The organism is Hafnia paralvei ATCC 29927, from assembly GCF_001655005.1.
In the GTDB taxonomy this organism is placed as follows: domain Bacteria; phylum Pseudomonadota; class Gammaproteobacteria; order Enterobacterales; family Enterobacteriaceae; genus Hafnia; species Hafnia paralvei.
Map to the genome: position 1 here is coordinate 37,940 of NZ_LXET01000054.1, position 12,468 is coordinate 50,407.

Below are 12,468 nucleotides of genomic sequence, written 5' to 3' on the forward strand. Positions count from 1 at the left end.
AAGGACAGCCTAGGCTGTCCTTTTTCGTTTGGCTAGCAAGCATTTAGCTCGCTTTTTTCTCTTGAGACTGACGATATGCAACCAAATCGTCGATGGTCACAACGGGCATATTATGTTTGTTAGCAAACACAATCACCTCTGGAGCGCGAGCCATAGTGCCATCGTCGTTGGTCAGTTCGCACAGTACACCTGCGGAACGGAAGCCAGCCAAAGTGACTAAATCAATAGTGGCTTCGGTATGACCACGACGCGTCAACACACCGCCGTTTTGCGCACGCAGTGGGAATACATGACCTGGGCGATGCAAATCAGAAGGCTTCGCACCTTCTGCACTCGCCGCGCGCACGGTGGTCAAGCGGTCTTTGGCTGAAACACCGGTAGTAACGCCTTCGGCGGCTTCGATAGTCACGGTGAACGCGGTGCCGTAGTGGCTGGTGTTATTGCTGACCATCATTGGCAGATCTAACTGCAAACGACGCTCTTCAGTGATGCACAGACACACAATGCCGCTACCATGACGGATGGTCATCGCCATCTGTTCTTCAGTCATGGTTTCAGCAGGGAAAATCATGTCGCCTTCGTTTTCACGATTTTCATCGTCGAGCACCATCACACCACGTCCTTCACGCAGCGCAGTCAGCGCACGTTCAACACGTTCCATCGGAGTACCGAAATCGGAAAGTAAAGTCTGATTCATGGTAAAAAAACCTCATTAATTATATGGATTACCAGAATCAGGGCAGCTTTGAGGAGTGGCAAACGCAAGCCTACGGCCTACGCGCCTAATAACGCGAGTGGGATAAACCCAACAGGTATCGTTACTCTCTCCCATCCGGACTCTAACCGTCGGCTCTGGAATTACACCAGATCTGCTGTCCTTACACTTTGCAGCGTAAGCGCTCGCGGGCTTTTTATGATTTCGCAACGCCTTTAAAGGCATGCGTTATGCACAAATTTACCGCCGGTGGGGACTTCCACCCCGCCCTGAGAATAAGCAGGCCAACTATAACGCTAATGACTAATTTGGGCAATCGGCTTTCCTGATTATCCAAGAACGATCACAGAGGTTTATCCGTTAGCCAACTCGCATTACACTATGGACTTAAAGCATCAGCATGCCGCAGCTCAATATCATCGTCATTCGTTCTGATCGTGGTGTGAAGCCACAACGCATGACCATAACGACCAAGGAACACTCCATGATTGACCCGAAGAAAATTGAACAAATTGCTCGTCAGGTGCATGAATCTATGCCAAAAGGACTGCGTGAGTTCGGGGATGATGTCGAGAAGAAGATACGCCAAATCCTACAAGCACAGTTCAACCGTATGGATTTAGTCAACCGTGAAGAGTTTGACGTGCAGACTCAAGTTCTCATGCGTACCCGCGAGAAACTCGCCCTGATGGAACAACGCCTTTCTGCGCTAGAAGAAAAACTGGCGGCAACAGAGACGACGACCAAAGACGCGGAATAATCCAACTCGGCCCCAAAAGTAAAACGGAAGCTTAGGCTTCCGTTTTTTGTTTGTTCAATATGCAGGAGAAAACAACAGTACTAATACGAATCTAGGCACCCGCGACGGCGCGCTTCGGCAGGAAAGCCCACAGAGCGGCTAACATAACCATGGCGTACGCACTTTTCCATCCCACCATGTACAGCAACAGTAAGCATAATACTCCACCTATTGCCGCCATCAGGCGTGAACGCCCTTTCAGCAATCGACACCCCGCCAACATGCACAGTAGATAGATCATAATAAAAATACCATTGGCATAGATGATCAATTCATCTAAAGCGATACCTAGCGTGAAAATGCCAACCGCACATACCAAGCAACAGCCAAGAACCACATTTAACGCATTAACCGGCGCCTGACGTGCAGAAAGTTTCGCCAAACGACTGTTCTGCTTTAGCTGAGCCTGTGACCAAACTAAACGAGCAAAACTTTGAGTATAAATATTCAGGCTGGCAAAACAGGCGAGATAGCCAATGATACAGGCGACCCAAAGCGCTTTCTGTCCAAACAGTTGAACCACTATCCCCGGCAATGACGCAGCCGCTGCTTTTTCCGCGCCGAAAGCATTGAAGTGCAGTACGGCAACCGTACATCCCCAATAGACAATCCCAGCCAACAGCAAACCTATTATCAGCGCCCGCGGGAAATCACGTTCAGGATGCTTAAATTCAGAAGCCAAATGAGCAAAGGCTTCTAAGCCCACAAAGCACCAGAACATCACTGCCAAAGCGGAGAATAAATTACTAGGGCTAACATCAGACGGTTGAGGGAATGGAATTTCGGCAGGAGAGATCCCCCCGCGCCACCAAATAGCAGCCACAAGTGCCACAACCAGTGCAGCAATCAACGTCTGAAGGTTAGCGCTGGAACCGGCGCCTCGTGTACCGAGAAACCACACCGCGCTCAGAGTTCCGACCTCGACCAACAGTAGCTGCCAACCATGCCAGCCGAACATGGCCTGCCAAAAGCCTGCTGCAATTTGTAATGCCGCAGGCAAACCAACGGGGATAACCGAAAGAAATAGCCAGCCCGTGACTCGGGCCATATGCGGCCCAAATGCCATACCGACGAAATGGGCAGCGCCGCCAGCGCTAGGAAAATGACGCCCTAGCGCGGCAAAACCAATAGCAATCGGAAAAACGAGCACAATCAGAATGGGCCAAGCCCATAAACTATCATCGCCCGCCACTAATGCCGCCAACGCAGGAACGGCAAATACTCCCGTTCCTAACAATGACGTCGACAGTAGCCCCACGCCCTGAGCCAATCCCAGCTCTTGCTTTAATCCACTCACAGTGTGTTCCGATTGTCGTGCGTCAGGCCTTTACTCGTGCCCCTGACGAATGGTTTTTATAATATTGGTGGTTGAGCAGCCATCTTCAAAGTTCAGCACACGCACTTCACCACCTGCAGCAATAACCTCTTTGCCACCAGCAATATCTTCCGGCTTATAATCGCCACCTTTGACCAGCAGGTCTGGCAAGATTTCAGAGATAATGCGCTGCGGAGTATCTTCTTCAAACGAGATAACCCAATCCACCGCTTCCAACGCCGCCAGCACAATCATACGCTGCGCCAGCGCATTCACCGGACGCTCTTCGCCTTTTAGTCGTTTGGTTGATGCATCGCTGTTAACCGCGACAATCAGGCGATCGCCAAGCTTACGCGCATTAGCTAAATAAGAGACATGTCCCGCGTGGAGAATGTCAAAAACGCCGTTGGTCATAACGACTTTTTCACCACGCTGGCGAGCATTAGCGACGGCCACTTTTAGCTCGTCTTGACTCATTACGCCAAAGCCCGTCTCGCTGCGTCCACGAATGGCATTTTCCAATTCAATCGGAGAAACCGTTGACGTCCCCAGCTTGCCAACCACGACACCGGCGCCAGCATTCGCCAAGAAACAGGCTTCTTCCAATGAAGTGCCTGCGGCAATACACGTTGCCAACACACCAATAACCGTATCACCCGCACCGGTTACGTCATAAACTTCCTGCGCCTGCGTCGGCATGTGCAAAGGTGGCTGGTCGTGCTGCAGTAGCGTCATGCCTTGCTCAGAACGCGTCACCAACAACGCCGTCAGCTCAAATTCACGCATCAGTTGTAACCCACGTTCGACCAACTCTTCATCGGTTTTGCAGCGGCCAACAACGGCTTCAAATTCAGACAGATTTGGCGTTAACAACGTGGCACCGCGGTAGCGCTCAAAATCGGTACCTTTCGGATCAATCAGCACAGGTACATTCGCCGCACGCGCTAATTGAATCATCTGCTGGACGGAGTTCAGAGCGCCTTTCGCGTAATCGGATAAAATTAGCGCACCTAATTTTGGCAATACGTGCTGAATTCTGTCGAAGATCGGTTGAGGATCAATACTGCTAAAGCCCTCTTCAAAATCGAGACGAATCAGTTGCTGGTTACGCGATAAAACACGCAGTTTTGTAATTGTCGGATGCGTCGGCACAGAGACAAAATCGCATTTAACATTCACTTCACCCAGCTTCGCGCTCAGCGCTCTGGCCGCATCATCGATGCCGGTCAAACCCACCAAACGGGCGTTTGCACCAAGGGATGCAATGTTCATGGCCACGTTAGCCGCACCGCCAGGACGCTCCTCAACGGTATCCACTTTTACGACAGGCACTGGCGCTTCCGGTGAAATACGGCTGGTGGGTCCATACCAGTAGCGATCTAACATTACGTCACCCACAACCAGTACGTTGGCATGACGGAAATCAGGTAGGGTTACTTTCATCCCCAGACTCCAAAACAGACTAAGATGGCGGCGATATTATCACAAGCGCCGTTATTTCTATTACAATAGGCTCTCAATTCATTGACCGAGGTTCTGGTTTCTCCGTTATGGCTGACAATCACGTTTACCCGAAATTCGAGCGCGAACTACTGCACCCACGTTACTGGTTAACTTGGCTAGGGCTCGGAGTGCTATACATTTTAGTCCTCTTGCCCTATCCGTGGCTGTTTAAATTAGGAACGTGGTTAGGCAGAACTGCGATGAAGTTTATGAAACGCCGGGTAAAAATTTCTTTGCGTAATTTGGAGCTCTGCTTCCCTGAAATGTCAGAGTCTGAGCGCAAAAAAAGAGTTGCCAAAAATTTTGAGTCCGTAGGTATGGGGCTTATTGAAACCGGCATGGCTTGGTTTTGGCCAACGTGGCGAATTAACCGCTGGTGTAAAGCCGAAGGGCTAGAGAACATCACCAAAGCACAACAGGAAGGAAAAGGTGTTTTGCTGATTGGTTTGCATTTTCTCACGCTGGAATTGGGCGCTCGCATTTTTGGCGTTCACAATCCCGGCGTCGGTGTTTATCGCCCGAACGACAACAAAGTTGTCGACTGGATGCAAACTTGGGGACGTCTACGATCTAACAAATATATGCTGGATCGAAAAGACGTTAAAGGCATGATCCGAGCGTTGAAAGAGGGTGAAATTGTCTGGTATGCGCCAGACCACGATTACGGCCCCCGCAGCAGCGTATTCGTGCCACTATTTGCCGTAGAACAGGCTGCGACCACCACCGGCACATATATTCTGGCACGTATGGGAAAACCTGCGATTATTCCGTTCAATGCCATTCGAGCCGAAAATGGCAGTGGCTACACCATGATTATTCAGCCACGTTTGGAAGATTTCCCGCTAGAAAACGAAACCGTAGCGGCAGCAGCGATGAATAAAGTCGTTGAGCAAGAAATTTTACGCGCGCCGAATCAATATATGTGGATGCACCGCCGCTTCAAGACTCGCCCGAAAGGAATGCCTTCGCGCTATTAGCAGCCAGATAATTAATAGCTAAAGAGATACACGGCAACGGTTTCAAGGACGAAGCCACTAATACCCAAAGACTAAGAAATCCATCGCCCCAACAATGTCATCTCGGCAATAATTCAAGTCATCGACTTGCTCACCCAGTTGGGACAGGGCAACCCCCGACATCTGCGGCGTCATCAACAGCACCTCTTGTCCTTCAATCTTAAAGCTCAAGATCAAACGTTCTTGCTCAGCCAACGGCGATGATGGATTTCTCAATCCCAGCGGGATGACCATTCGAGTAGACAGAGATGACAAAAAATCGTGCTGAACATCCAGAAGATAGGGAAAGCGCTTTGCCGACGCGCGATCCCGGTTTGCATATACGCAAAACTGGCTCATCAGAAAGACCTCAGGCCATCACTGAATACGCCATGCTCTTCCACATCCTGATTGTACGCAGCAATGCTTTGACGATTATTTGCCAGCCACTGCTGTTGCCCTTTGGCAATCACTGCCCGTTGCAGTGCATCCTCCATCACTGCAGATAAATTGATATTGAGTGCCTTTGCCTGCTGTATCAGTCCTTGATCGATGCTCACATTAACCGCCTTTTTGCTGCCCGTTAGCAGTGTTTTACGTTTCATACTAAAATCTCATGCGCATAAATTATGCGCATTATAGAACAACAAAAAGACAAATGAATAAAATTTGCGCACAACTTCTCAAAGATTATATTTTCTCACCCAGCCACTTGGCCCAGCTTTGACGAACCTGCTCACGCTCGGCAACAAACATATCCAACCCAACCGTTCCTGACTGCTCTTGCAGAGCCAAGTGATGGATCGCATCACGCATCGTGACATATGCTTTGGTCAGCGCCGCGGCCTCATCATCAGGCATGATGTTGTAGTTTGCCATCAACTCGAAAATACGTACGTTATCAGACCAGCGAGTAAGCCGAGGTTCTTGGGCCGCGTAGTTCAACACGAGATATTGTGCAATGAACTCAATGTCAGTGATGCCGCCTTCATCTGCTTTAATATCAAACATCTCGCGATGCTTGCCCCCTAAATGTTGGCGCATTTTTTCGCGCATCTCACGCACCTCGATCTTCAGCGTATCGCCGACTCGAGGGCGGCATAGGATCTCATGTCGAATGGCGTCAAACTGCTGATGGATTTGTGTATCGCCGTAGACTGGGCGGGCGCGCACCAAAGCTTGATGTTCCCATGTCCAGGCCTCGTTACGCTGATATTCTGCGAAAGACTCCACGGTACTAACCAACATTCCCGACGCCCCCGATGGGCGCAGGCGAGCATCCACTTCGTATAAAATGCCAGAGGACGTTCGGGTACTGAACAGATGCATGATGCGCTGCGCCAAACGCAGATAGAACTGACGCCCGTCAATGCTACGTTCTCCGCTGGTCATCACATCAGAAGGGCAGTCCAACAGGAAAACCAGATCCAGATCAGAACTGTATCCCAACTCCCAGCCACCGAGCTTACCGTAGCCAAGCACCGCAAACCCACGCCCTTCTCGTCCTTGCAAGTGAGTCGGTTGACCATAGCGCGCAACCATATGAGTCCATGCCTGTTGTACTACGGCATCAATCATCGCTTCGGCCAAATAGGTGAGATGATCGCTAACTTTCATCACCGGCAGCGCACCAGATATATCACTAGCAGCAATTCTTAGTTGATGTGCATGCTTAAACTGGCGCAACGCCTCAAGATTTTGCTCTTCATCATCGGCGGGAACACGCATCAAATATTGGCGCAATTCATCTTGGTAAGCATCCTGCGGCACGGGTTGATACAGCGTGTTGGGATCAAGTAACTCATCCAGCAACAGCGGATAACGAGCCAACTGCGTCGCCACCATCGGCGATGCCGCACACAGGCGGATAAGCTGGCTCAGCGCAGCGCGATACTCGACCAACAGTTCCAGATAAGTGGTGCGCGTTACGATATTTAATAACAAAGGTGTTAGACGTTGCAGTACACGTACAGCATCTTCTCGGGCACAAACTTCACCTAACAACTCTGGCATTAACTGGCCCAGCACTTCTCGACCACGCGGACCGATGGTGCGTTTATCCACATCATTACGAAAATCATTGATGCATCTGAGCAGTAACTGACGCGATTCGCCCTCTAACTGCGGAGTAAAAGGGTCAAGCTCGCTTTCATCAAGCGAATCCTGCCAGAGCGCAGCAAACTGCTCGCTAGGTGCCGTCTCACCGCCTTCATTCCCCTCGTCATCGCCAATAAGCTCGTTAAAAATTAAACGAACACTGCGCATATGCTGATCTCGCTGTGCCATGAGTTCCGGCCAATCACCAAACCCCATTCCCCACGCTAAACGTGCCCGATTCAGCTCATCTGTCGGTAACGTTTGGGTTTGTTCATCATTGATAGCCTGCAGAAGATTTTCCAGACGACGCAAAAACAGGTAACTGCTGAGTAAAGATTCAACCTGATCCGGCTGGAGCAGACCAAGCTGGCCGATAGCACGTAAAGAAGGCTGCAATGCCCGTTGTTGCAAACTGGGCTCACGGCCCCCGCGGATCAGTTGGAAAACCTGGGTGATAAATTCAATCTCACGAATGCCTCCCGCACCAAGCTTAATGTTATCTTTCAAACCCCTGCGCCGCACTTCACGGGCAATCATGCTTTTCATGTTTCTCAGCGACTGAATCACGCTGAAATCAATATAGCGGCGAAAGACAAACGGGCGCAAAGTACGGCGTAGCTCTTGGCTGTAGGCATCTTCGCTGCCGCCCATCAACCGTGCTTTCACCATGGCATAACGTTCCCAGTCGCGCCCTTGCTCCTGATAATAATCCTCCAGCGCAGCAAAACTCAGCACCAAAGGACCACTGTCGCCAAACGGACGCAACCGCATATCAACGCGGTAGACAAATCCGTCTACCGTGGGCTGATCGAGCGCTTTGATCAAACGCTGTCCCAAGCGGGTAAAGAACTGCGCGTTATCTAACTCACGCCGTCCTCCCTGAGTTACGCCGCTTTCTGGATAAGCAAAAATCAGATCGATATCCGAGGAGAAATTTAGTTCTCCACCGCCCAATTTCCCCATACCTAAAATCAACAGCGGCTGTGGCTCGCCCTGAGAATTACACGGTGTTCCCCATTCGGCACAGCATGTTTGATAGAGGCGATCGCGAGCAGTAATAATCAGTGTTTCAGCCAGTTCGCTTAGTTGGCGCAACGTATCGCTCGTTTCACACAGATTAAGCGATTGCATCCATGAAATACGCGCCAGCATATGTCGGCGAAACAGCCGTAGTCCGCGCATTAGGCTGGCTTCATCGAGAGCGTTTACTAATTGTTCGTCTAACCAATTAGCATAATTTTGCCACTCGTTAGACGTTGGAGGGGTGTCATGCAGTTGCTGCCACCATTCGGGATGCGTAATGAAATTTTCACTCATGAAGTCGCTTAGCGCGAGAGCACAAAGCTCCTCAGGAGAGGAAACGGCCAAACGCTCCGAGATTTGCGTGGCCTGAGCCTGCAACAAAGAGGGAAGCGGGCGGGAAGCAAACGCAGACATAGACACTCCCTTGAACATTCGCCTGTATTCAGGCGGAAAACGGTGCAGAACTCTCCTTCTTTGCTCTCTCCAGCGCTCACTGGAGAGGAGGCGTATGACTCAATGCCAAAGAAGGAGCGACGAATCAATGAGTACCATTCAACCAAAATACGGGCTGATCCATGGCATGCTTACGGGTAGATTCAATATATGCTTCCTGTTTCTGGATGATGGCTTGTTGCAGCGTCTGCCAACCAGATAAATATTGCGCAACATCCTCATCGGGATACGCACCTGACAGCACATGAAACGACAGCAGCTGGCGAACCAAACGCGTATATTTATCCTGATATTCGCCGCCATGATGCACATGGTCAAAGGCTTCCTTCAGCTCAGCACCGGCACGACCTAACATGATGTCGGCAAAGCGCTTGAAGGACGCATTCAATTTAGTTTGAGTTTTCTCATTCACATAAGAGCGCCAGCCTGCGGTCGCTATCCAGCAAGTAAGTGCTAACTGGGTATTCAGATACAACGGGCTAAAACAGACCTTTTGTGCATCTAAACGCGGCGTCGCCAATTGTTCTTCCAGCGCGGTCAGCCCCGCACGCAGCTCAGTGCTTGCCTTACGCGGTACTAATCCACCGAACAGCACAAAAATCTGTCGCAGCAGTTCAACCGCTTCAAGTACGGTTTTCTGCGCTTTACGGTCACCCTGTAACCAAACTTCCTCGTTGGCTTGCCAGTGACGTAGTGCGAAGGTAAAAGCGTCGGTCATGCCCTGTTCGACGCTGGCTTTAGGCGCCACTTTCAGTATTCCAAGCGGAACAATTTCACGCTGCGGATTGCCTTTTGCCAAATGATAACCCCGCGCGGCTTTACTTAAACTGCCTAAGCGAAGTCCCCCTTCGGCGGTAATCTCCTGCGCAAAGGCCAGCAAATCTTCGCGGCTACCCGATTTCAGCTCCAGCTCAATCTCATATAGCGGCTCGCTCAGCTCGCCGGCTTTGACCTCGCCTTGATCCAACGCAACCTCTATCTCGCTGGAACGGTAAGTAACCACCCACTTTTCACGCGCAAAATGCGTGCTAAATACGGGAGATAGCGCAGCTTGCAATGCATCAACATCGCAACCCTTCGGCCAAACTTCTGGTGGAAGCAGACGAATATCTAAATCGGCGCCTTTCAGTTCAACGTTAAACTCAGGTCGCTGGTGCAGGCCACCAATGGTTTTCCCCGCCGTTTTGAGCGTCATCTCATAGCGATCGCCATAGCCACGAACGCGTAATCCCATGTCATAGCCACGTAACGTGTTTTCAGACGTCTCATAATAGATATTGGTCAGTTTTTGAGCCGCCGTATGTACATTTGGCCACGGGGCCAAACGCACAGATAGTTGTTCCGCGACTTCTGGCGTAGCGATGAATTTTAGTTCGATTTCTACGGTCATAGCTTCGGTCATAGTTTCATTCACATTAAGGTTTTACCGAACTATATCAATAAGTTCAGTTTGAAATACAAAAATTGTGTGCAACACAAAACACATCAGTTAACATGCGCACCCTTCTGACAACTTTTGCGCAGAAAACCATCAAAAGGTGCATGAGTGATGCCAGTAAATACTATTTTAGGATTGTTTGCCAAGTCTCCCCTGAAACCGCTTCAGGAACATGCTAGCCGCGTGCATGAATGCTGCTCGCTGCTGGTACCTTTCTTTCAAGCCACCGCTCAACAGCAGTGGGATGAAGCCCAACATATTCGTGAGCTGATTTCTACTCTGGAAAAGCAGGCTGACGTGCTTAAACGGGAAATTCGCCTCAAGTTACCGCGCGGCCTATTTCTGCCGGTTGACCGCTCCGACATGCTTGATTTAGTCACCCAGCAGGATCGTTTGGCCAATCGCGCCAAGGATATTGCGGGTCGTGTCATTGGTCGCAATTTGCAGGTACCACAGCAAATGCAGGCAGATTTCATGGTCTACCTACAGCGTTGCCTAGATGCTACCACGCAGGCAAATAAAGTGATCCACGAACTGGACGAACTTTTAGAAACTGGCTTCCGTGGACGCGAAGCATCCTTAGTAGAGCAAATGGTGATGGAGTTAGATCACATTGAAGATGACACCGATCATCAGCAGATCCTACTGCGTCAAGCATTGCTCGTCCTCGAACCACAGCATAACCCTATCGACGTGATGTGCCTGTATCAGGTCATGGAGTGGATTGGCAGTCTTGCCGACGAATCTCTGCGCGTCGGTTCTCGCCTTGAGATGATGCTGGCTCGCGGCTAACCCTTGGTTTCTTATTGTTAACTTTAATCTTTTATATTTTGGACTCACATAAATGGCAATTATTGCTGACCACGGCACTTTGCTGATCCTCATCGCTGCATTTTTTGGCTTGCTGATGGCGATTGGTATCGGGGCTAATGACGTTGCAAACGCAATGGGCACCTCCGTTGGCGCCCGCGCTATCACCGTCCGTCAGGCGATTATTATCGCCATGATATTTGAATTCGCCGGTGCCTATTTGGCCGGTGGTGAAGTCACGCAAACCATTCGTAATGGCATTATTGATACTAGCGCGTTTAGCGCTCAGCCGGACGTGCTGATATTCGGCATGATGTCATCGTTGCTAGCCGCTGGTATCTGGCTCATCTTAGCCTCGATGATGGGCTGGCCGGTATCAACGACCCACTCCATCATTGGTGCAATTATTGGTTTTGCCTGCGTATCCGTTGGGCCTGATGCCGTCGAATGGGGCGGCGTGAAAGGCATTGTCGGCAGTTGGATCATTACGCCTCTCATTTCGGGCGTAGTGGCCTACGGTATTTTCCTCAGCGCTCAGCGCCTGATCTTTAATACCGATAAACCGTTTGCCAACGCCCGCCGCTATGGCCCTATTTATATGTTTTTGACGTCGCTGGTCATTTTGCTAGTGACCATCAAAAAAGGGTTAAAACACGTTGGATTACACCTGACCAACGGCGAAACGTGGCTTATCTCTATCGCCCTCTCCGTTCTGGTGATGGTTGGCGGCTACTTCTACCTCGCGCGGAAATCCTTCGTCGATAATGCCGATGAAGAAGACCATTTCCGCGGCGTAGAAAAAGTATTTAGCCTATTAATGGTCATTACCGCCTGCGCGATGGCTTTCGCCCATGGCTCCAATGACGTCGCCAATGCGATTGGACCACTTTCCGCCATCGTTGCGATTGTGCATGACCCCATCGCACTAGCGTCTACCTCACCTATTGTTTGGTGGATATTACCACTGGGTGGAATTGGCATCGTGATTGGTTTAGCGTTGATGGGACGTCGTGTTATGGAAACCGTAGGCAGCGGCATCACCGACCTCACGCCAAGCCGTGGGTTCGCCGCGCAGTTTGCCACCGCGTCTACCGTGGTTATCGCATCAGGGACTGGGCTGCCAATCTCAACCACGCAAACGCTGGTGGGTGCCGTGTTAGGCGTAGGTTTTGCTCGCGGTATAGCGGCGTTAAATCTCAACGTTGTACGCAACATCGTCGCATCGTGGATCATTACGCTGCCAGCCGGTGCTGGATTGTCGATCGTTCTGTTTTATATTTTGCAGGCGCTTTTTGGCTAATCTGCACTTTTAGTTAATCC

Annotated in this window: 11 protein-coding genes and 1 riboswitch; of the genes, 4 read left to right on the forward strand and 7 right to left on the reverse strand. The window is 50.4% G+C overall.

The features are described from left to right. Positions 1-43: 43 nt before the first annotated feature. Positions 44-697 (reverse strand): 3,4-dihydroxy-2-butanone-4-phosphate synthase, encoded by a 654-nt coding sequence (ribB, locus tag M988_RS17335; RefSeq protein WP_004846689.1) that lies wholly within the window; start codon positions 695-697, stop codon positions 44-46. Between the two features lie 119 nt (positions 698-816). Next, positions 817-996: riboswitch (FMN riboswitch) on the reverse strand. Positions 997-1,199: 203 nt separating this feature from the next. Between ribB and ubiK the strand changes: the two genes are divergently transcribed. Beyond that, positions 1,200-1,475, forward strand: a complete 276-nt coding sequence (gene ubiK / locus M988_RS17340; RefSeq protein WP_008814971.1) for a ubiquinone biosynthesis accessory factor UbiK — start codon at positions 1,200-1,202, stop codon at positions 1,473-1,475. A 91-nt stretch (positions 1,476-1,566) separates the two neighbouring features. Here the strand turns inward: ubiK and yjeH are convergent, their stop codons facing one another. Both yjeH and hldE read right to left on the reverse strand, forming a co-directional pair. Next, positions 1,567-2,811 carry an L-methionine/branched-chain amino acid transporter gene (yjeH, locus tag M988_RS17345; RefSeq protein WP_064575124.1) on the reverse strand — a complete coding sequence of 415 codons (1,245 nt, stop codon included), beginning with the start codon at positions 2,809-2,811 and terminating at the stop codon, positions 1,567-1,569. 30 nt (positions 2,812-2,841) lie between these two features. Continuing rightward, the gene (hldE, locus tag M988_RS17350; RefSeq protein WP_008814969.1) at positions 2,842-4,272 is read right to left on the reverse strand and encodes a bifunctional D-glycero-beta-D-manno-heptose-7-phosphate kinase/D-glycero-beta-D-manno-heptose 1-phosphate adenylyltransferase HldE; all 1,431 of its coding nucleotides are present in this window, start codon (positions 4,270-4,272) and stop codon (positions 2,842-2,844) included. A 107-nt stretch (positions 4,273-4,379) separates the two neighbouring features. Here hldE and M988_RS17355 point away from each other — a divergent pair, with 107 nt between their 5' ends. Next, the gene (locus tag M988_RS17355; protein WP_064575126.1) at positions 4,380-5,309 is read left to right on the forward strand and encodes a Kdo(2)-lipid IV(A) acyltransferase; all 930 of its coding nucleotides are present in this window, start codon (positions 4,380-4,382) and stop codon (positions 5,307-5,309) included. A 57-nt stretch (positions 5,310-5,366) separates the two neighbouring features. Here M988_RS17355 and M988_RS17360 read toward each other — a convergent pair whose 3' ends face one another. The 4 genes from M988_RS17360 to M988_RS17375 all read right to left on the reverse strand — a co-directional run bounded on the left by M988_RS17360 (position 5,367) and on the right by M988_RS17375 (position 10,290). After that, positions 5,367-5,687, reverse strand: coding sequence for a CcdB family protein (locus M988_RS17360; RefSeq protein WP_008814967.1), 321 nt, complete (start codon positions 5,685-5,687; stop codon positions 5,367-5,369). Beyond that, positions 5,687-5,932: a type II toxin-antitoxin system CcdA family antitoxin gene (locus tag M988_RS17365; RefSeq protein WP_008814966.1), complete on the reverse strand. Its 246-nt coding sequence runs from the start codon at positions 5,930-5,932 to the stop codon at positions 5,687-5,689. Before M988_RS17365 ends, M988_RS17360 begins: the two co-directional genes overlap by 1 nt. Positions 5,933-6,017: 85 nt before the next feature. Further along, a complete protein-coding gene (gene glnE / locus M988_RS17370; RefSeq protein WP_074388459.1) occupies positions 6,018-8,861 on the reverse strand; it encodes a bifunctional [glutamate--ammonia ligase]-adenylyl-L-tyrosine phosphorylase/[glutamate--ammonia-ligase] adenylyltransferase in 2,844 nt (947 codons plus the stop codon). A gap of 124 nt (positions 8,862-8,985) precedes the next feature. Beyond that, positions 8,986-10,290: a CYTH domain-containing protein gene (locus M988_RS17375; protein ID WP_211271692.1), complete on the reverse strand. Its 1,305-nt coding sequence runs from the start codon at positions 10,288-10,290 to the stop codon at positions 8,986-8,988. A 159-nt stretch (positions 10,291-10,449) separates the two neighbouring features. Here M988_RS17375 and M988_RS17380 point away from each other — a divergent pair, with 159 nt between their 5' ends. Both M988_RS17380 and M988_RS17385 read left to right on the forward strand, forming a co-directional pair. Then, the gene (locus M988_RS17380; RefSeq protein WP_008814963.1) at positions 10,450-11,130 is read left to right on the forward strand and encodes a TIGR00153 family protein; all 681 of its coding nucleotides are present in this window, start codon (positions 10,450-10,452) and stop codon (positions 11,128-11,130) included. 52 nt (positions 11,131-11,182) lie between these two features. Then, a complete protein-coding gene (locus M988_RS17385) occupies positions 11,183-12,448 on the forward strand; it encodes an inorganic phosphate transporter (protein WP_004846673.1) in 1,266 nt (421 codons plus the stop codon). Positions 12,449-12,468 lie beyond the last annotated feature (20 nt).